This window comes from Tenacibaculum larymnensis, assembly GCF_028829235.1.
Classification (GTDB): Bacteria; Bacteroidota; Bacteroidia; order Flavobacteriales; family Flavobacteriaceae; genus Polaribacter; species Polaribacter larymnensis.
This window is the reverse complement of record NZ_JAIWJY010000004.1, coordinates 171381-189916: the sequence shown is the minus strand read 5'-3', so window position 1 is coordinate 189916 and position 18536 is coordinate 171381. Positions and strand designations below refer to the sequence as shown.

21 protein-coding genes are annotated in these 18536 nt (G+C 31.1%); 17 read left to right on the top strand and 4 right to left on the bottom strand.

Annotated features, from left to right (window positions below):
* The first annotated feature begins 29 nt into the window (after nucleotides 1–29).
* From LCI24_RS07775 to LCI24_RS07755, 5 genes are all read left to right on the top strand, one after another.
* Nucleotides 30–404, top strand: a complete 375-nt coding sequence (locus LCI24_RS07775; RefSeq protein WP_274639869.1) for a hypothetical protein — start codon at nucleotides 30–32, stop codon at nucleotides 402–404.
* Nucleotides 391–645, top strand: coding sequence for a hypothetical protein (locus LCI24_RS07770; protein ID WP_274639868.1), 255 nt, complete (start codon nucleotides 391–393; stop codon nucleotides 643–645). Before LCI24_RS07775 ends, LCI24_RS07770 begins: the two co-directional genes overlap by 14 nt.
* Before the next feature lie 246 nt (nucleotides 646–891).
* Nucleotides 892–1221, top strand: a complete 330-nt coding sequence (locus tag LCI24_RS07765) for a hypothetical protein (RefSeq protein ID WP_274639867.1) — start codon at nucleotides 892–894, stop codon at nucleotides 1219–1221.
* A gap of 41 nt (nucleotides 1222–1262) precedes the next feature.
* The gene (locus LCI24_RS07760; RefSeq protein ID WP_274639866.1) at nucleotides 1263–1637 is read left to right on the top strand and encodes a hypothetical protein; all 375 of its coding nucleotides are present in this window, start codon (nucleotides 1263–1265) and stop codon (nucleotides 1635–1637) included.
* 11 nt (nucleotides 1638–1648) lie between these two features.
* Entirely contained in the window at nucleotides 1649–1840 is a 192-nt protein-coding gene (locus tag LCI24_RS07755; RefSeq protein ID WP_099214411.1) for a hypothetical protein, read from the top strand.
* Here LCI24_RS07755 and pdxR read toward each other — a convergent pair.
* Nucleotides 1837–3333: a MocR-like pyridoxine biosynthesis transcription factor PdxR gene (gene pdxR, locus LCI24_RS07750; RefSeq protein ID WP_274639865.1), complete on the bottom strand. Its 1497-nt coding sequence runs from the start codon at nucleotides 3331–3333 to the stop codon at nucleotides 1837–1839. The two genes, LCI24_RS07755 and pdxR, sit on opposite strands and share 4 nt — an antisense overlap.
* Nucleotides 3334–3414: 81 nt before the next feature.
* Between pdxR and LCI24_RS07745 the strand changes: the two genes are divergently transcribed.
* From LCI24_RS07745 to LCI24_RS07725, 5 genes are read left to right on the top strand one after another with little or no spacing between them, the layout of a single operon-like run.
* Complete coding sequence (locus LCI24_RS07745; protein ID WP_274639864.1) at nucleotides 3415–3933, top strand: DinB family protein; 519 nt, start codon at nucleotides 3415–3417, stop codon at nucleotides 3931–3933.
* 36 nt (nucleotides 3934–3969) lie between these two features.
* A complete protein-coding gene (locus LCI24_RS07740; protein ID WP_274639863.1) occupies nucleotides 3970–4260 on the top strand; it encodes a DUF1272 domain-containing protein in 291 nt (96 codons plus the stop codon).
* A gap of 3 nt (nucleotides 4261–4263) precedes the next feature.
* Complete coding sequence (locus tag LCI24_RS07735; RefSeq protein ID WP_274639862.1) at nucleotides 4264–4923, top strand: pyridoxamine 5'-phosphate oxidase family protein; 660 nt, start codon at nucleotides 4264–4266, stop codon at nucleotides 4921–4923.
* A gap of 38 nt (nucleotides 4924–4961) precedes the next feature.
* Nucleotides 4962–5879 carry an ATP-grasp domain-containing protein gene (locus tag LCI24_RS07730; RefSeq protein ID WP_274639861.1) on the top strand — a complete coding sequence of 306 codons (918 nt, stop codon included), beginning with the start codon at nucleotides 4962–4964 and terminating at the stop codon, nucleotides 5877–5879.
* On the top strand, nucleotides 5863–6549 hold the full coding sequence (locus tag LCI24_RS07725) for a hypothetical protein (RefSeq protein ID WP_274639860.1): 687 nt from the start codon (nucleotides 5863–5865) through the stop codon (nucleotides 6547–6549). The genes LCI24_RS07730 and LCI24_RS07725 overlap by 17 nt, the downstream gene beginning before the upstream one ends.
* A gap of 75 nt (nucleotides 6550–6624) precedes the next feature.
* Here LCI24_RS07725 and LCI24_RS07720 read toward each other — a convergent pair whose 3' ends face one another.
* A complete protein-coding gene (locus tag LCI24_RS07720; protein ID WP_274639859.1) occupies nucleotides 6625–7488 on the bottom strand; it encodes an outer membrane beta-barrel protein in 864 nt (287 codons plus the stop codon).
* Between the two features lie 133 nt (nucleotides 7489–7621).
* On the opposite strand from LCI24_RS07720, the gene LCI24_RS07715 reads away from it, so the two are divergent.
* From LCI24_RS07715 to nhaA, 5 genes are all read left to right on the top strand, one after another.
* Entirely contained in the window at nucleotides 7622–8803 is a 1182-nt protein-coding gene (locus LCI24_RS07715; RefSeq protein ID WP_274639858.1) for a class I SAM-dependent methyltransferase, read from the top strand.
* A 150-nt stretch (nucleotides 8804–8953) separates the two neighbouring features.
* A complete protein-coding gene (gene fdhD, locus LCI24_RS07710) occupies nucleotides 8954–9763 on the top strand; it encodes a formate dehydrogenase accessory sulfurtransferase FdhD (RefSeq protein ID WP_274639857.1) in 810 nt (269 codons plus the stop codon).
* A gap of 95 nt (nucleotides 9764–9858) precedes the next feature.
* Entirely contained in the window at nucleotides 9859–10500 is a 642-nt protein-coding gene (locus LCI24_RS07705) for a hypothetical protein (RefSeq protein WP_274639856.1), read from the top strand.
* Between the two features lie 55 nt (nucleotides 10501–10555).
* Nucleotides 10556–12034: a hypothetical protein gene (locus LCI24_RS07700; RefSeq protein ID WP_274639855.1), complete on the top strand. Its 1479-nt coding sequence runs from the start codon at nucleotides 10556–10558 to the stop codon at nucleotides 12032–12034.
* A 113-nt stretch (nucleotides 12035–12147) separates the two neighbouring features.
* On the top strand, nucleotides 12148–13476 hold the full coding sequence (gene nhaA, locus LCI24_RS07695) for a Na+/H+ antiporter NhaA (RefSeq protein WP_274639854.1): 1329 nt from the start codon (nucleotides 12148–12150) through the stop codon (nucleotides 13474–13476).
* Between the two features lie 9 nt (nucleotides 13477–13485).
* On the opposite strand, the gene LCI24_RS07690 is transcribed toward nhaA, so the two are convergent.
* Nucleotides 13486–16020 (bottom strand): DUF559 domain-containing protein, encoded by a 2535-nt coding sequence (locus LCI24_RS07690; protein ID WP_274639853.1) that lies wholly within the window; start codon nucleotides 16018–16020, stop codon nucleotides 13486–13488.
* Between the two features lie 61 nt (nucleotides 16021–16081).
* On the opposite strand from LCI24_RS07690, the gene LCI24_RS07685 reads away from it, so the two are divergent.
* Nucleotides 16082–17293 (top strand): RsmB/NOP family class I SAM-dependent RNA methyltransferase, encoded by a 1212-nt coding sequence (locus LCI24_RS07685; protein WP_274639852.1) that lies wholly within the window; start codon nucleotides 16082–16084, stop codon nucleotides 17291–17293.
* 296 nt (nucleotides 17294–17589) lie between these two features.
* Nucleotides 17590–18021, top strand: coding sequence for a hypothetical protein (locus LCI24_RS07680; protein ID WP_274639851.1), 432 nt, complete (start codon nucleotides 17590–17592; stop codon nucleotides 18019–18021).
* A 51-nt stretch (nucleotides 18022–18072) separates the two neighbouring features.
* Here LCI24_RS07680 and LCI24_RS07675 read toward each other — a convergent pair whose 3' ends face one another.
* Nucleotides 18073–18534, bottom strand: a complete 462-nt coding sequence (locus tag LCI24_RS07675; RefSeq protein ID WP_274639850.1) for a MaoC family dehydratase — start codon at nucleotides 18532–18534, stop codon at nucleotides 18073–18075.
* Nucleotides 18535–18536: the final 2 nt, after the last annotated feature.

Here is an 18536-nt window from a genome sequence, read left to right as displayed (position 1 = left end):
TTACTTAACCTAAAAACCCCCCGGAATTTATGGAAAAAATCCTAAACGACTTAGTTCAAAATGTAAAAGAAAATATACCTGGGTATATTGCAATTAGTGTAGCTGAAATAGCTTCAGGTGAATCTTTAGCTTCTGATTCTGCCGACTCAAATTTTGACCCTGCTTTAGCTTGCGCTTATAATGTAGAAATTATAAATGCCAAGCGAAAAGCTATAGACATCTTAGGTCTAAAAGAAAACATTAATGATATTCATTTTAAACTTGATAATCATATTCATGTTGTAGATATGTCTCCAAGTGGAGAGTACTTTATTTATCTTGCTGTTGATTCTAATAGAGCTAACTTAGCTCTCACAAGAACAATGCTAAAAAAATATAAAACTGAATTAAATGAAGTCTTATAAAGCTATTGATATCAAAAAAATAAGTATCGATAGTGAGTTTCAAAAATATATAAGCTTTTTTCAAAATGAATATAAAACTAAAGTTTTATTAAGTGAATCAGCTATCGATTATAACGGAGCTCCTGACATAAACAATGTTAATGACTTAAAAAATGCTGTTTATGATTTCTTTTTTGAACCTAGATTCGAGAATGTTCTAGATTTAATTAAATTCAAAAAACAAAAACCACAAGACGATTAACCGAGAGAAGACTAGATATCAATCTAGTCTTTTTTTGTTGGTTAAAAATCCCCATGATATATCTTTACGAATCAACTTTTAATCAGCTATTTTTTACGTACGTAAAATTGTTAAAATATTCATAAAGCAGCACTTGTGAAAAAAAATACAAAAATAAGGTAGTATTTTTGTGACCCTTTCTAAAAAAGTAGTGTCTTACTAGAAGGAGGGAAAACAAAATAATATTATTTAAAGTTTTTAAACTTAATGGGGGAAGTAAGCTTACGAGCATTAATAGAAGAATCTGAAGCTGACAAAGGGCTTGTTTTTAATTCTGAAGGACAAGTAATTGATTCTTACAATATCACTAAAGAAAACAACATTGCAGCAATGGCAAACGTCATTGTAACAATGGCTCATGAATTTTTTCAAGATGCCTTAGAATCCGAAAAGCTTGATCAGTTAGTTCTAACTTCAAATGAAGAAGTAGTAGTTATTAACAAGTTTGATAATAATCATATAGTTTGTTTATTAGCTGATGACGTTTCAAAAGCGGCTATGATTAAATTAACCCTTAAAAAAGTTACCCTTCAATAAATACAGAGTCTTTTTTTATTAATTATTATAACTATTTTACAATGAAAGAAATCATCAATGATTTTATCGAAAACTTAAAAAGTAATGTTCCTGGGTTTATTGCTGTTTCAATAACAGATGTTGGATCTGGAGAAGCTTACGATTCTTTTACAGTGAATCCTGATTTTGACCCTAATTTAGCTTCTGCTTACAACTTAGGAGTCGTAAAAGCTAAATTAAAAGCGATTGACGCATTAGGATTAAATGAAGAGATTCAAGATATTACTATTACTTTATCTAGCCAAGTACACATTATTAATATTGCACCTAGCGGTACTTATTTTGTTTACTTAGCTGTAGACTCTAAAGAAGCTAATTTAGGTATTACTAAAGCTTTATTAAACAAATACAAAGTAGACTTAAATAACGCTTTATAAAAAATATAACTGTGAAAAATACAAATCATTTATCTATAGATAAACCTTTAAAAAAACACCTCAATCAAACACTAAAAGAGTTTCGTAAATATAGATTTTCTGAAGGTGAGTTGAAATCAGAAGAAAAGAAGAGTAAAGATTTTTTCGGGTTCTTATTTAAAGAATACGACAGTATGAATGATTTAGTAAAAGATATGTTTTAAAAGTGCTTAATAGGCACTTTTTTTATGCCGTTAAATGTTTGTTTTAATCTTTCAATTAATAGTTTAATCTCGTTATCATTATAACTAGCAAAACCAATTCGTATAGCGTTGTGCTTTTTATTTGCTAAACCATATCGCTGCCACTCTCCTATTTCGAGTTGATACTTTCTTGCCTCTTTTGCCACTTCATTCCAAGAATATTGTTTGTTTAACTGAACCCAAATAGCCATTCCTCCTTTAGGTACTTCAAACTGAAAATAACCATCTAATTCTTTCTTTAACAACCTACAGAATAAGTCTCGACGCTGTAAGTATATCCTCATTAATTTACGTATGTGCCTATCTAAATCTCCAGATTTAATAAACTCAGCAAAAGTTAGCTCAAGAAGGGCATCTCCTTGCCTATCAATATACCCTCTTAACTTAGCAGCTTCATTTACAAAATCTTCAGAGGCTACTAAGTATCCAATTCTAAAAACTGGAGCTACAGTTTTACAAACAGAGCCTATGTAAATAACATTTCCTGAAGTATCGTGACTTGCCAAAGGTAAAATTGGAGCATGATTATAATTAAAATCATAATCATAGTCATCTTCAATAATAGCAAAATTGTATTTTTGAGCTAGATTTAATAAATGAATTCTCCTTTCAGCAGATAAAGTAACAGTAGTAGGATGATGATGATGAGAAGTAACATAAACAGCCTTTATAGGTTGTTCTTTACATATTCTCTCTATTTGTTCAACTACAATACCGTTTTCATCTACAGAAATTCTTTTTATTTGCGCCTTTTGATGTTGAAAAGTTATATCTGCTGAAGAATAATTAGTTTCTCCAACAATTATAACATCATTTTCCTTTAAGAGTAATTGTGTAGACAACCACATTCCCATTTGACTACCACGAGTAATTAAAATATTATCCTTGGTTATTTTTAAGCCGCGAGAACTATTTAAATACATAGCCAACACCTCTCTTAATTTTATATTCCCATGTGTTGAATTATAATCTAAAAAAGTATAAATACTCTTTTTGGAAGCTATTTTCCTATATATTCGAGCAATTTCTTCTGTTGGAGTAAGTCTTGTGTCTGACGTACCATCATTTATATATAAAACTTCTTCTCTTTTTTCCGCTTTCTTTTCTAATAAGTGATTGTTTTGGTAAAAATTGAATCCTGAATTTTCATTTTTAGTTGTTTTAATAGTGTCTGCTAATGCTACTTTTTGAACAAGAGGTAAACTATTATTTACAAAAGTCCCTTTTTTAGGAATACTTTCAACCCAGCCCTGTAATAATAATTCCTCATAGCAAGCAACAACTGTTTTTCTATGTACTTGTAATAAATCAGCTAAAGTTCTTGAGCCCACTAACTTTGTTCCTGGTGATAGTTTTCCCTCACGGATTAATAATATAAATTGATTTGCTAACTGTAAGTATAAAGGCTCTTTAAGACTTTTATTAAGCTTTAACGAAGTTTTATAAGGAAACATCTGGACTACTATTTATTTAAAAACTGGATTAATATAATAGACCATAAATATACTACATTTGAAAAGTAAATAATATAAATAATGAAAAAACAAGAACTGCAACCAACTGAATTTAACGATTTTTATGCAAGGTATTTAGCTAAAGTACCAGATAACACAAGCTTAAAAGAAGGTTTTGAAAGCGACAAAGAAACTATTGTAAAGTTTTTCTCTTCAATTTCTAAAGACAAGCTAGAATATCGTTATCAACCAGAAAAATGGAGTATAAAAGAAGTGTTACAACACATAATTGATACAGAACGTGTTTTTATGTATCGTATACTACGAATTTCTAGAAAAGATATGACTCCAATTGAAGGTTTTGATCAAGATATCTATATTAAACCTTCAGGAGCTGACAGTAAAACAATAGAAGGTTTATTAGAAGAGTTTAAAACAACCCGCTCATATTCAATCAACTTATTAAACAGTATTTCGAACGAGAACCTATGCAACATTGGAGTAGCAAACAACTCTCCAGCTTCAGCAAGAGCTTGTGCTTTTATTTTATTGGGTCATAGTGTTTGGCATATGGATATTATTAAAGAACGTTACTTATAACCTTAACAAGAAAAATCTAAATAAAACGACTTAAAAATGTTAGAAATTAGACCTAATTGTGAACACTGCGGTAAAGATTTACCAAATACTTCTACTGAAGCTATGATATGTAGTTTTGAATGCACTTATTGTAAAGAATGTGCTTTGGTAGTTTTTGAAAATGTATGCCCCAGATGCTCTGGAAATTTTGTTCCCAGACCAATTAGACCTCAAAAGTTTATTGAAAAACACCCAGCATCTTTGAAAAAAGTTTATAGTCCAAAGGATATAGACAAAGCAAGAGAAAAACGTTTGAGATTTAAAGATGTTTTACCCGAAAATAGATAGAACATGAAAGAATATCAAAAATCAAAAATCAATAGAGTAAAAAGAGGTCAAAATAGAGCCGTTTATGATATTGAAAAAATCAATACTATTTTAGATGCAGGTTTTATTGGTTTTGTAAGTTACGTGTATGAAGGAAAAGCAATTTCCTTACCTATGGCTTACGGAAGAAAAGAAGATAAAATTTATCTACATAGTTCACAGGCAAACAGAATGTTATTATCGCTTTTAGAAGCTGGGGAAATGAGTATGACAGTAATGCATTTAGACGCATTAGTTCTCGCTCGCTCAGGATTGCACCATTCAGTAAACTATAGATCAGCTACATTATTTGGTTCAGTAAAAAAAATAGAAAATACTAAAGAAAAAGAAGCCGCTTTATATTCTTTTATGGAGCATATGATGAAAGGTCGTTGGGATGGAATTAGACCTATGAAGCCTGAAGAACTAGATAGAACATTGGTGGTAGAAATGACTATTGAAACTGCTTCAGCAAAAGTAAGAGATGTTGGAGTAAATGATGAACCTGAAGATGAAAATCTACCTATTTGGGCAGGATTGGTACCTTTAAAGCAGATAGCCCTCCCTCCTATTTCTGATGAAAACTTAAAAGAAGATATACAAATACCAAATCACGTAATAGAGTATTATAACATGCATAAATAAGCATTTTATAACTTTAAAAATAACGTTACATTGCATATATGAAAAAATACGATGTTATTATTCTTACAGATAAAAGGTATATAAAACCTCAAAAACTTGATAACTATATTCAAAATGTATTAAACGAAGACAACTATGTAAAAATAGCTCTTGAAAATCAAGGGCTAAAGGTAGCTCGTCTTTCTTGGGATGATACAGAATTTGACTGGTCTACAACAAAATATATTTTATTTAGAACTACTTGGGATTATTTTGATCGATTTACTGAATTTTCAAAATGGTTAAATACAGTAAGTAAACAAACAACACTATTAAATTCAGAAAAAATTATTCGTTGGAATATAGACAAACACTACCTAAAAGACCTACAACAAAAAGGAATACATATTTGTAAATCCTATTTCATTGAAAAAGGAACTAAATCTACGTTAAAAGAACTTTCACAAAAGTATAATTTAAAAGATTTTGTTTTAAAACCTTGTATTTCTGGTGCTGCGAGACATACCTATAAGGTCAATCTTGAAAAGATAAACGAATATGAAGAGGTTTTCTCTTCATTAATTACAGAAGAAGCTATGATTATTCAACCTTTTCAATATAACATAATTGAAAAAGGAGAAATCTCGTTAATGGTTATGAATGGTAAGTTTACGCATGCTGTTTTAAAAATAGCCAAACCAGGAGACTTTAGAGTACAAGACGATTTTGGAGGTTCAGTGCACAATTACACACCTACCGATGAAGAAATTTTGTTTGCTGAAAACGCCGTAAAAGCCTGCATAGAAACTCCTATTTATGCACGAGTAGATGTTTTTACTGATAATAATGGTAAATTAGCTATCGCAGAACTAGAATTAATAGAACCAGAACTTTGGTTTAGAAATCACCCTGCCGCAGCAGAAGAGTTAGCTAAAGGAATAAAACAATTAATAAATAAAAATGAAGAAGTTATTTAAAATACTAGGAGGATTTTTACTTATTGGAGCTATAGTATTAGCCGTTTTTTATTTTAAAAACAACGAAAGTCTTCCTACAGGTAAACAAGGTCCAAAAGCGGATGCTTTAGCAACAAAAATGCTTAAAGCGTTAAATTATGAAGCTTATAAAACTACTCGTTTTATAGAGTGGAGTTTTAGAGGAAAGCATTTTTATAAGTGGGATAAACAAGAAAATATAGTAGAAGTATCTTGGGACTCTAATAAAGTAAACTTATATACAAAAAGCCCAGAAAAAAGTATTGTTTTAGTTGATGGAAAAGAAGTTGAGAACAAAGAAATACTTCAAAAAGCCATAGACTATTTTAATAATGATAGCTTTTGGCTAGTAGCCCCATATAAAGTTTTTGAAAACGGTATTGAACGTAGAATTGTAGAATATGAAGGTAAAGAAGCTTTATTAGTTACTTATACTACAGGAGGATCAACCCCTGGAGACTCTTATTTATGGATTTTAGATGAAAAAGGTAGACCTACTAGCTATAAAATGTGGGTTTCTATAATTCCTACTGGCGGAATGGAAGCTACTTGGAATGATTGGATTACAACAGAATCTGGTGCAGTATTACCAACAAAGCACGAAATGTCAGTCGGTACACTAAACATAGGAAATGTAAAAGCTTACAATTAGTTTCACTTCCTACATAAACAATAAAAAAGAGCAGCAAAATTACTGCTCTTTTATTTTTTATATAACTCGAAAATATTATTTACCGAAAGTATAAGTAATACCAAAGTTAATTCCGAAAGAAGAATATGGTACTTTTTGAGATAACTGCTTAGAAGTATCTGTGTTTCCTAAAGGTAACTCATCAACATACTCTATATTATCATGAAATAATGCAGCTGCAGAATTCCCTCCTGCTGTTAAAACACCTCTTACCTGATCGATATTTAATGTTGCTCCATTTTCTCTAATAGAAGCTGAAAACTCAGACATTTTAGAAGTATCTCTAGTAACACTAATTCCCATATACTCAAATTCACCAAAAATAGCTACATTTTTAGATAAATCATGCTTATAACCAATTGCCGCAATAGCACCTAAAGGAAAACGTCCTTTAAAATCATGAACAAAATCAACATCTAAAGTTGTTTCTACTGGCACACCTGGTAAAGTTCCTGCAGGTAATTTAATTCCGTGCATTTTTCCAACAGCTTCAGTTCTACCCCCTATTTTTGTTAAAAAACCTACTCTACCATAGATGTTATTAGTAAACTTATAAATTAAAGAAGCAGATGCACCGTAAGCTCTACCTCTTGAGTAAATATCAATTTCAGGTTGACCTGCTAGATTAACTTTGTTTATAGTTTGATCTGCTCCGTGTAAATAACCAAAAGAAGCTTCAACCCCAAAGGTGTCATTAAAAAAATACCCTCCTCTTAACTGAGTATGTAATCCTTCTCCATAACTACCATAAGTGTTTTCTACTCCTGCAGTTGTTGTTTCAGTTCCAAAACGTACTCCTGCACTAGAAATTGAATAACCTCCTGCTGCAGAAACATAAAATTGAGCACTTGCGCTCGCTGTTGCTAAAATCATAGCAAGCATTAAAAAACTTTTTTTCATAATAAATTATTTGTTAACTTTAAATTGATAATAAGTAAACAAACGTAGTAAAAATCTAGGATTAACAAGACTTTATTACTGTTAAATTATTAGTATTATTGCGGTTAAAAGCTCAATTAAAATTACTTCTTTTTTGAATAAAAACATTTTACATCCTGAGGTTCAGAGTTATATTAATAATAACTTAAAAGTAAGCATAGAACAATTTATTTTTAAAGGAAGCCCCTTTAAAGATGTTTCTGTACAAGAATTAGCCAATCAAGTTATAGCAAAACAAAAATCAGAGAAGAAATTACCTACTTGGTTTCAAACAAAAAACATTTATTATCCACCTAAACTAAGTATTGAACAAACTTCTTCTGAAATAACAGCTGAATACAAATCAAAATTAGTTAATGGTGATTCAATAATTGATATAACAGGAGGATTTGGTGTTGACTGTTATGCTTTTTCTAAACGATTTAAAAAGGTTGTGCATTGTGAGATAAATGAAGAGCTTTCAGAGATCGTTTCATACAATTATCAGCAATTAGAAGTTTCAAATATTAGAACTGTTGCCACAGACGGATTAGAGTACTTAAAAAATACTTCTGAAAAATTTGATTGTATTTATATTGACCCTTCTCGAAGAAATGATACGAAAGGAAAAGTTTTCTTACTAAGTGATTGCTTACCTAATGTACCTGAACATTTAGATTTTTTGTTTGAAAAGTCGAACACAATTCTTGTTAAGAACTCTCCTGTTTTAGATATTTCATCAACCATAAATGAGTTAAAATTTGTAAAAGAAATTCATGTGGTTGCAGTAAATAACGAGGTAAAAGAACTACTTTTTCTATTAACAAAAGAATATAAACAGTTAATTAAATTAAGTACAGTTAATTTACTGAAAAACAGTGCTCAGAGATTTAATTTTAATCTAGGAGATGGTTTTAAATCTGAATACTCAACACCACTTAAATACCTTTACGAGCCTAACTCAGCTATTTTAAAGTCTGGTGGATTTAATCAGATAGCAAACCAACAAAAAGTAAACAAACTACATCAACATTCTCACCTGTATACCTCAGAGAAATTAGTAAAAGATTTTCCTGGAAGAATCTTTGAAATCAACAATGTATTTACCTATAACAAAAAAAAGATTAAAAAACAGATTACAGACACTAAAGCAAATATTACTACACGTAATTTTCCAAAAACAGTAGCGCAGCTTAGAAAAGAAACAAAATTAAAAGATGGAGGAAATACTTATCTGTTTTTCACTACAAACATAAACGACGAATTAATAGTTATTGACTGCAGAAAAATTGATTAGTCTTTATACTATTACTTATAATTTATCGTTTACCTAATTGATAGAAGCCCCTATCGAAAAGTATGTTTTATTGTTTAGGGGTAATAAAACATACTAAAAGCCTTGATATAAGTCAAGGCTTTTCTTTTTTTACATACATTTGTTTTTATCATGAAACAAACACAAAGCTACCAATCAATTAAACTTTCTGATAAATCGATAGAGAAGTTTGATGATACCCTTGTTACAGAAGCTCCATTACAAATAAACATCAATAAAGAACCATATACAGTAGTTATGAGAACTCCTGGCAATGATATAGAGCTGGTAAGAGGTTTATTATACGCTGAAGATATTTATAAAAAGCAAGGTGATGTAAAAGTAGAAATAATTAAAAATGAAAAAGACTTTTCTACAGTATTAAACGTAAATATTCCTGAAGAAAAGTTAGGAAAAGGTTATTTAAATAAACGTACTCTTTTATCTGTTTCTTCTTGTGGAATCTGCGGAAAAAAAGAATTAAAAGATATAAAAACAGAAGGTAACACTCTAAAAAACAGTAGTAAAACAAATGTTAAAGAATTAATAGAGGTAACAAATCGTATTCACTTGAAAATGAATAGTAAACAGTTTTTATTTAAAACTACAGGAGGTAGCCATGCTTGTGCTGTTTTTAACAAAAATGAAGAGTTACTAACTATTAAAGAAGATATTGGTCGTCATAATGCTGTAGACAAATGTATTGGTGATTTAATCAATCAAAATATATTAAAAAATGCCAATTATATGTTAGTTAGCGGAAGAGTTTCTTACGAAATAGTTTCTAAAGCTTTCTTAGCCAAAATACCAATTATAATTGCAGTTTCAGCATGTTCTTCTTTAGCTGTAGACTTTGCTAAAGAATTTGGAATTTTCCTTATCGGTTTTAGCAGAGGTAATAAAATGACCATTTATTCTACTCCACATGATTTACAGAAATAATCAACCAAAAGCCCTATTATTTTCTTTAAAACTTACGTATTAAAAAAGATTTGTATTTTAGTGCTTTCAATAACTATTAATTAATCCACAAACTTATGCCTTTTATAGAAGAAGAGAAGTTTAAGTTAATGCAAGAAGACTTAGACAATGCTAAATTAAAAAGAGAAGAAGCAGAAAGCGAATTAAGTAGCACACAAGAAGAATTAGCTACACTAAAAAAGAGCTCAAAAACCCTGCCTATTTTCTTAGGGCTTCTATTAGGCCTTGCTTTAGGAGCTGCATATTATTTTTATGCAAATGGTGGTAGTAGTGCTATTAATAATATAGATGTAGAAGCTGTAAAAAAGAAAGAAGCTTTTAGAGTGTTAGACAGTATAAACAGAGCTCAAGCAAGAGCTGCTAGAAATTCCGATGAATCTGATAACGATATTTCATCTAGTTCTAATTCTGATATAAATACAGAAACAATGGCTGATGAAGTAGCACAAAACACAAATGGGCAAACAATTTATTCAGTACAAATTGGAGTACTTTCAGAAAACAAATATCCATTATTATCTTCAGAAGTTATTCCTTCAACGGTTACAACTGATGATGGTTACTTTAAATACTCTTTAGGTTTGTATACTACTTTAGGGGAAGCTAAAGACTTACAAAAAGAATTAATAAAAATTGGATTTAGTGACGCATTTGTAGCTTCATACATAAACGGAAAACGCCAGAAAATACATAATTAAATAAAATTTAATGCTTAACATTATTTTTAAGAGAGCACTCATAGTAAGTTTACTTATGAGTGTTCATTTTTTTTACGGACAAATAAGTAATGTCCCTGAAAGGAAAACACAATTTGGATTTGGTCAAATTGATTTCCTATCGATTAAAATGCCTGAAGGAGAACAAAATATGGACTACACAGGGCTCCACTACAATCTAAAATTAAATGATTGGAGTTACGCAGGAGTTGGTTTATATGGAGCTGTAGGAGGTATTAGAGGAGGTTTTTTTACTTTGGGGGTAAACGCAGGAATTCAACAAAAAATAACTGATAAACTTTTTATAGATGCAGGAATTCACTTTGGTGGCGGTGGTGGTGCATCAGCTCCTGATGGCGGTGGTGCTTTTATACTCCCCCACATTAATTTAGGATATGATTTCAAACATTTTTCTGCCACTGCAGGATATAGTTATGTTGATTTTTTTGACGGGGGCACTATTAATAGTAGCCAATTCAATGTAGCTGTACAAATTCCTTTATCTTTTGAGACCGCAGGATTTAAAGATAGAGAAAGTACTTTTTCTATTGAAGAGCTAAAAAATACCTCTTGGAATACCTTAAGTAACAGAATTTCACTATTAGTTCATTTAAATAATGCTAAAGTAACCAAAGGTTCTTATGAAGGAAATACAATACGTTTAGCAGGTTTTGAATTAAATTCTTATCTTACAGATGATTTTTTCTTTTTCGTTAAAGCAGATGGTGCTTATCACGGAATTAAGGCAGGTTACATGGATGTTTTCCTTGGTGGAGGGTATCATTTGTCAATGAATAAGAATCGTACAAATATTTTAGCTAAATTTGGAGTAGGCGCTGGTGGCGGTGGCGGAGTAGATACTAAAGGAGGTTTTTTAATCTATCCAGACCTCTCTTTAGAGCAAAAATTATTTGATAATGTGTATGCATCAATCAATAAGGGATACTTGATGAGTCCAGATTCTCACTTTGTGTCTTCAACTTTTGGTCTAGGATTAAAGTATTACATGGATAGAGATGGTATTTTACCAGATGAAAAAGAATTTTCAGAAGGAAAGTTCAAAGGGTTTGACGCAGTTATTAAACAAGATTTATACTTAGATGCTGCAAGAGATGGTGGTTTTGATCAAGATATGCATCAAATATCACTGCAATTAAATTTTTTCTTAAATAAATATTTATATGCGGCAGGTCAAACTTCTTTTGCTAACTTTGGTAATGCAGGAGCTTATGCAGAAGGGATTGTTGGTTTAGGAGTTCAAACAAATGAATTCTTTAACGGAAAAACCTCTCTTTTCGCACAAGTTTTAGGAGGTGCAGCTGGTGGTGGTGGTATTAGTACAGGACAAGGATTAATTGTTAAACCTAGTGTTGGAGTTAATCAAAAACTTACTAATAACTTAAATTTAAGATTAGGAGCGGGTTATGTAAAAGCTAGAGGAGGAAATTTAAGTAGTACTCAAATAAATTTGGGTATTTCGTATCGTTTTTCCTTCTTAAGTGTTAAAAAGTTTTAAAAATTTAACTTTTCGTTAAAGTTTGATGAATTATCTTCGCTTTCTGAAACAAAAAAATTAATATCCTTGCTTTTTTTCAAGTTAAAAAAGCAAGTTACAATCTATATACAAACATGAATAAAAAGAGTATAGCATCTCCATTTAAAAAATTTTTAAAAACTGAAAGTGCTAGTGGTATTTTATTGTTGGCAGCTACTTTATTGGCCCTCATTTGGGCAAATTCTCCTTTTAGAGACAGTTACAGTGCTTTATGGGACTATAAAATAGGTTTTAAGTCTGAACACCTTGAATTATACAAACCTTTAATACTTTGGATTAACGATGGGTTAATGGCTGTATTTTTCTTTTTAATTGGGTTAGAAATTAAGAGAGAATTCTTAATAGGTGAATTAAACTCTACTAAAAAGCTAGCGTTTCCTCTTTTTGGAGCACTAGGTGGAATGTTATTTCCTGTTTTATTTTTTATTCTTTTAAATGAAGATCCGGAAACAGCACATGGTTGGGGGGTTCCAATGGCTACTGATATTGCCTTTTCTTTAGCTGTTTTAAACACTTTAGGTAAAAGAATACCACTAAGTTTAAAAGTCTTTTTAACTGCTTTTGCTATTGTTGATGATATAGGAGCTGTTTTAGTAATCGCTTTATTTTATAGTACTAGTATTGATATTACATTGATATCTATCGCTATAGGTTTATTAGCTTTTCTTTATTTTATTGCTCATAAAGGTTTTTATTCTCACTACGTAACTTTTATGTTTGGTGCGGTTATTTGGGTTTTATTTTTAAAAGCAGGAATACACCCAACGGTTGCAGGTATATTAATGGCTTTTGCTGTACCAATTAGACAAAAAGCACATACCCCTGAGTTTTTAGCTAATTTGTCTCAGATAATGGATAATATTAAAAATGCGAAGGTTTCACCTAAACCAATATTGTCAAAAGAGCAAATTAATGAAATAGATAACTTAGATCATTGGATAGAAGATTACCAATCTCCTCTTCAGCTTTTAGAACATAAACTACACGATATAGTAGCATATGCAATTATTCCTATTTTTGCTTTAGCTAATGCAGGAGTTTTAATAATAGATAGTAATACGCATTTAGACTCTTCCTTAATAATACACATAGCTTTATGTTTAGTTCTAGGGAATAGTATTGGAATCACCACAGTTATTACCACAGTTAAAAAGCTTAAAATAATTGAAGTTCCAAAAGAAATAAATGGTCAGCACATTGTTGGTGTATCATTTTTAGCAGGAATCGGGTTCACTATGGCAATATTCATTGCTAGTTTAGCTTTTGCTAAGAGCCCTGAATTCTTAGGATCCGCTAAAATTGGTGTACTTTTAGGTTCTCTTATTTCTGCAATAATAGGATATATAATACTTAGGCTTAATAAAAGCGACAACGAAGAAGAAGAATTAAGTACTACTAGCTAGTACTTAATTCTAACTTATATTACTCCAAATTCCACTTGTTTTTCTAAGCTTTTCATAAGCTTTCAGCAAGCTGGAATTTTTTATTTCTGATAAATTCGGATCTTCTTGAAGTAAGTTTATAGCAGCTTTACGGGCTACGTGTAATATTGGACTATCTTTAACAACATCTGCTATTTTAAGGTTTAAAACACCACTTTGTTGTGTTCCCATAATATTTCCAGGACCACGAAGTTTTAAATCTACTTCAGCAATTTTAAATCCATCTGTAGTTTCTACCATTGTTTGTAAACGAGTTTTTCCGTCAGAAGATAATTTATAACTCGATAATAAAATACAATAGCTCTGTTCTGCACCACGCCCTACTCTACCCCGTAATTGGTGTAATTGACTTAAACCGAAACGTTCAGCACTTTCAATTACCATTACAGAAGCATTAGGGACGTTTACCCCTACTTCAATTACAGTCGTTGCTACCATAATTTGAGTATCCCCTTTGGCAAATCGCTCCATTTCATAATCCTTATCAGCAGGTTTCATTTGTCCATGAACAATACTTATTTGATATTTAGGAGAAGGAAACTCACGAGAAATACTCTCATAACCATCCATTAAATCTTTGTAATCCATCGCTTCAGACTCTTGAATTAATGGATATACCACATATGCTTGTCTTCCTTTAGCTATTTCATCTTTCAAAAACTTAAAAACCCCTAAACGATTACTATCATAACGATGTACAGTTTTTATTTCTTTACGTCCAGGAGGCAGTTCATCAATTACAGAAATATCTAAATCACCATAAACGGACATTGCCAATGTTCTTGGTATAGGTGTTGCAGTCATTACTAAAATATGTGGAGGAATAACAGCCCCTCCAACCTCCCCTGAGGGGAGGCTTTTTAAAGTTTCTTTTATGTTTTCTAGAACATTATCAATGTTGCCAATAACTTCTTCGTTGGTAAATCTAATTACCTTATATCCAAAATCAGTTAAAATTTCTGTACGCAAATTGTCTGCCTCTTCTTGTTCAGGAGTTTCATGATATTTCCCATCTACTTCAACGATGAGTTTTTTCTCTAAACAAACAAAATCAACTATAAATTCATCAATAATATGTTGTCTTCTAAACTTATAGTTTAATTGTTTTGTTTTTAAACTTTCCCATAAAACTCGCTCAGCAGGTGTTGTCTGTTTTTTACGTTGTTCTTGTAGTTCTTTTAAAAGTTTATATGTTGAAGGTCGAGCTGTCATATATTTTTTACGAACTTCTTCTCCCTTCCCTTTGGGAAGGGCTGGGGTTGGGCTTCCTTTTTCCCATAACTTTTTTCTCTGTGCAACTCCAAAACGATGTTGCTCATCAATAATAGCAATACCCAGTTTTTTAAATTGTACTTTATCTTCTAAAATAGCATGTGTTCCTATCAGGATATGTAGCGAACCATCTTCTAAACTTTCATGAATCTCTCTACGCTTTTTTGTTTTGGTAGACCCTGTTAATAATTCAACTTTAATATCGGTTTTCTCTAATAACTCTATTATCCCATTATAATGTTGTGTTGCAAGAATTTCGGTAGGAGCCATAATTGTAGCTTGATAACCATTATCAATGGCTAATAACATAGTCAATAATGCTACAATCGTTTTTCCAGAACCTACATCCCCCTGCAATAATCGATTCATGTGTGCTCCAGAGCCAACATCTTTACGAATCTCTTTCAATACTCGTTTTTGAGCCCCTGTTAAGTCAAAGGGTAAGTGATTGTTATAAAAATTGGTAAACTCCTCTCCTACCTGTTCAAAAACGAATCCTTTTAGTTTTGATTTTCGGATGAGTTTTTTCTGTAATAATTGTAATTGAATAAAAAATAACTCTTCAAACTTTAATCGATATTGAGCCTTTGCTAGTAGTTCTTGATTCTTAGGAAAGTGAATATTTAAAAGTGATTCTTTTTTACCTAAAAATTGATGTTCTTCGATAAAATGAGCCGGAAAAGTTTCTTCAATATCATTATAAGCTTGCTGAAACAAGTTTTGAATCATCGTACGCATGACCTTGTTACTTATTCCTTTAGTGCTTAATTTTTCAGTAGAAGGATATACTGGTTGCATAGCCATTTGTAGCTTGCTTTTGTATTCTTTTACTGTTTCCATTTCTGGATGTGGCATATTAGGAGTACCATTATACCAATTTAGTTTTCCATAAATAACATATGGAACATTTACTTTTAAACTATCTTTAATCCATTTAGCCCCTTTAAACCAAACTAATTCCATGGTACCCGTAGAATCTGAGAAAGTAGCTACTAACCTACTACCTCTTTTTTGTTTTACCGTTTTTACACCTGTAATCTTTCCTACTATTTGTACTTCAGCGGAGTTTTGTTGCAACTGATTAATCGTATAAAACTGTGTTTTATCGATATATCTAAACGGAAAAAGGTGCAATAAATCGTTACAAGTTTTAATACCTAACTCGGTAAATAACAACTCTGCTCTGGCAACACTAATTCCTTTTATATAAGTTACGGGGTTATTTAAATTCATTGAGAACGAAAATACAAAAAGCCATTAAAATCAACTATCTTTGCACTCTTAAATTCATCAAATGAGATTACATAGAAACTTAGTTTTCGCGGTTATTGATAGCTTACGCGATATTTTTAATGAAGATGTATATGCAGATAAAGCTGTTGAAAAAGCTTTAAAGAGAGATAAACGTTGGGGAGCACGTGATAGAAAATTTGTTGCTGAAACTATTTATGATGTGGTTCGTTGGAAACGATTATATGCAGAAATAGCAAATGTAAAAGCACCTTATTCTCGTCCTGATTTATGGCGATTATTTGCTGTTTGGTGTGTGTTAAAAGGAATTCAATTACCAGATTGGAACCAGATAGAACCTACTCCTACAAGAAGAATTAAAGGTAGGTTTGATGAGTTATTAAAGACAAGAAAATTTAGAGAATCTATTCCTGATTGGATTGATGAAGTTGGAGTTCAAGAGTTAGGAGAAGAAGTTTGGACGAAAGAAATAGCTGCTTTAAATAAGCAGGCAGAGGTTATTTTACGTACAAACACCTTAAATACAACCAAATCTCACTTACAAAAACAATTAGCTTCTGAAGGAATTGATACAGAGTTTATCAAAGGATATGATGATGCTTTAAAATTAGTAGAAAGAGCGAATGTTTTTAAAACAGAAGCCTTTAAAAAAGGTTTTTTTGAAGTTCAAGATGCATCTTCACAATTAGTAGCTGCTTACTTAGATGTTGAACCAGGTATGAAAGTGGTAGATACATGTGCTGGTGCTGGTGGTAAAACGTTACACTTAGCTTCTTTAATGAAAAACAAAGGGCAAATCATAGCAATGGATATTTACGAAAGTAAATTGAAAAAACTAAAAGTTCGTGCTCGTAGAAACGGAGTTCATAATATTGATACTCGTGTAATTGATTCTACAAAAGTTATTAAGAAGTTACAAGGAAAAGCTGATAGAGTATTAATTGATGCTCCATGCTCTGGTTTAGGAGTAATTAGAAGAAATCCTGATAGTAAATGGAAATTACAACCTGAGTTTTTAGATAAAATTCGTGGTACTCAGCAAGAAGTATTACAACAATATTCTAAAATGGTAAAGCCAGGAGGAAAAATGGTATACGCTACTTGTTCGGTACTACCATCTGAAAATCAACAACAAGTTGAATTCTTTTTAGCTTCTGATGCAGGAAAAGATTTTAAATTTGTAAAAGACGAAAAAGTATTGTCACATAAATCTGGTTTCGATGGATTTTATATGGCTCTTTTAGAAAGAAAATAATATTTTTAAAAATAAAATATATTAAAAAAGGCTCGGGATAATATCTCGAGCCTTTCCTTTCAATCAACTATTAAAAACTAACTAATCACTAAACATTACTGTTAAGTAATTATATGCTTATATGACGATTATTTTCTATTGTCGTTACAATTACCATATGTCTTTAACATTATTTTAAGAAGGCAAATTCACCATTTTTATTTACCCTCTTATCCTACTCGTTGATTTACAGTGGGTTTTGTATTTTGAATTATTTATAACTACATTTATCAGTAACTAACTAAAAAACTATTTTTATGACAGATTCAAACAAACCCACTACACTTTTTTGGATTATTGGTGTTGCAGCCTTAGTTTGGAATGGACTAGGTGTTATGTCTTACATTGGTCAAGCTTATATGACAGATGAAGTTAAAGCTGCTTTGCCTGAAGCAGAAAGAGCTTTATATGAAAATGTTCCTACTTGGGTTACTGCTGCTTTTGCTATTGCTGTTTTTGGCGGATTAATAGGTAGTGCTTTTTTATTAATGAGAAAAAAGTTAGCAAGACCTATGTTTTTAATTTCGCTAATAGCTATTGTTGTTCAAATGTCGTATAACTTATTTATGAGTAGAGCAGCTGAAGTATATGGACCAGGAAGTGTTATAATGCCTATAATGGTAATTGTTATAGGTGTGTTTTTATTAATGTATTCTAAAAAAACAATAGCTAAAGGTTGGTTGTCATAACCGCTTAGAAATATATAAATTAAATGCTGTTCTTTTCAAGACAGCATTTTTTTATTCAAATAGAACAAAAATAAATTCGGCAACACAAGCAGGTTTTTCTTGCCCTTTTATTTCTATTGTGCAATCAAAGGTTAGCTTTTTACCATTCTGAAAATCTTCTATTAGTTTAACAGAACTAATTAAGCGTAATTCACTATTTACAGGTACAGGATTTGGAAAACGAACTTTATTCAATCCGTAGTTTAACCCCATAGTTACACTTTTTACTTCAAATTGTTTAGAAATTAGTTCCGACAACATAGAAACAGACATAAATCCGTGTGCTATTGTTGTTTTTGTTGGAGAATATTTAGCTGCTTTTTCTTCATCAATGTGAATCCACTGTTTATCTAATGTGGCATTCGCAAAGTCATTAATCATTTGTTGAGTTACGGTATACCACTCTCCTACTGGTAATTGTTTTCCTTCAATATCAGAAAGTTCTTTTAAATTTTCAAAAACTATTTTTTTCATAT

Bases quoted from the DNA above. Each gene is read 5' to 3' on its own strand.
- LCI24_RS07720 (WP_274639859.1), bottom strand. From the start codon at position 7,488: ATGAAAAAAAGTTTTTTAATGCTTGCTATGATTTTAGCAACAGCGAGC.
- LCI24_RS07775 (WP_274639869.1), top strand. From the start codon at position 30: ATGGAAAAAATCCTAAACGACTTAGTTCAAAATGTAAAAGAAAATATA.
- LCI24_RS07735 (WP_274639862.1), top strand. From the start codon at position 4,264: ATGAAAGAATATCAAAAATCAAAAATCAATAGAGTAAAAAGAGGTCAA.
- LCI24_RS07760 (WP_274639866.1), top strand. From the start codon at position 1,263: ATGAAAGAAATCATCAATGATTTTATCGAAAACTTAAAAAGTAATGTT.
- LCI24_RS07725 (WP_274639860.1), top strand. From the start codon at position 5,863: ATGAAGAAGTTATTTAAAATACTAGGAGGATTTTTACTTATTGGAGCT.
- LCI24_RS07765 (WP_274639867.1), top strand. From the start codon at position 892: ATGGGGGAAGTAAGCTTACGAGCATTAATAGAAGAATCTGAAGCTGAC.
- fdhD (WP_274639857.1), top strand. From the start codon at position 8,954: ATGAAACAAACACAAAGCTACCAATCAATTAAACTTTCTGATAAATCG.
- LCI24_RS07730 (WP_274639861.1), top strand. From the start codon at position 4,962: ATGAAAAAATACGATGTTATTATTCTTACAGATAAAAGGTATATAAAA.
- LCI24_RS07705 (WP_274639856.1), top strand. From the start codon at position 9,859: ATGCCTTTTATAGAAGAAGAGAAGTTTAAGTTAATGCAAGAAGACTTA.
- LCI24_RS07675 (WP_274639850.1), bottom strand. From the start codon at position 18,534: ATGAAAAAAATAGTTTTTGAAAATTTAAAAGAACTTTCTGATATTGAA.
- LCI24_RS07740 (WP_274639863.1), top strand. From the start codon at position 3,970: ATGTTAGAAATTAGACCTAATTGTGAACACTGCGGTAAAGATTTACCA.
- LCI24_RS07690 (WP_274639853.1), bottom strand. From the start codon at position 16,020: ATGAATTTAAATAACCCCGTAACTTATATAAAAGGAATTAGTGTTGCC.
- pdxR (WP_274639865.1), bottom strand. From the start codon at position 3,333: ATGTTTCCTTATAAAACTTCGTTAAAGCTTAATAAAAGTCTTAAAGAG.
- LCI24_RS07700 (WP_274639855.1), top strand. From the start codon at position 10,556: ATGAGTGTTCATTTTTTTTACGGACAAATAAGTAATGTCCCTGAAAGG.
- LCI24_RS07770 (WP_274639868.1), top strand. From the start codon at position 391: ATGAAGTCTTATAAAGCTATTGATATCAAAAAAATAAGTATCGATAGT.
- LCI24_RS07685 (WP_274639852.1), top strand. From the start codon at position 16,082: ATGAGATTACATAGAAACTTAGTTTTCGCGGTTATTGATAGCTTACGC.
- LCI24_RS07680 (WP_274639851.1), top strand. From the start codon at position 17,590: ATGACAGATTCAAACAAACCCACTACACTTTTTTGGATTATTGGTGTT.
- LCI24_RS07745 (WP_274639864.1), top strand. From the start codon at position 3,415: ATGAAAAAACAAGAACTGCAACCAACTGAATTTAACGATTTTTATGCA.
- nhaA (WP_274639854.1), top strand. From the start codon at position 12,148: ATGAATAAAAAGAGTATAGCATCTCCATTTAAAAAATTTTTAAAAACT.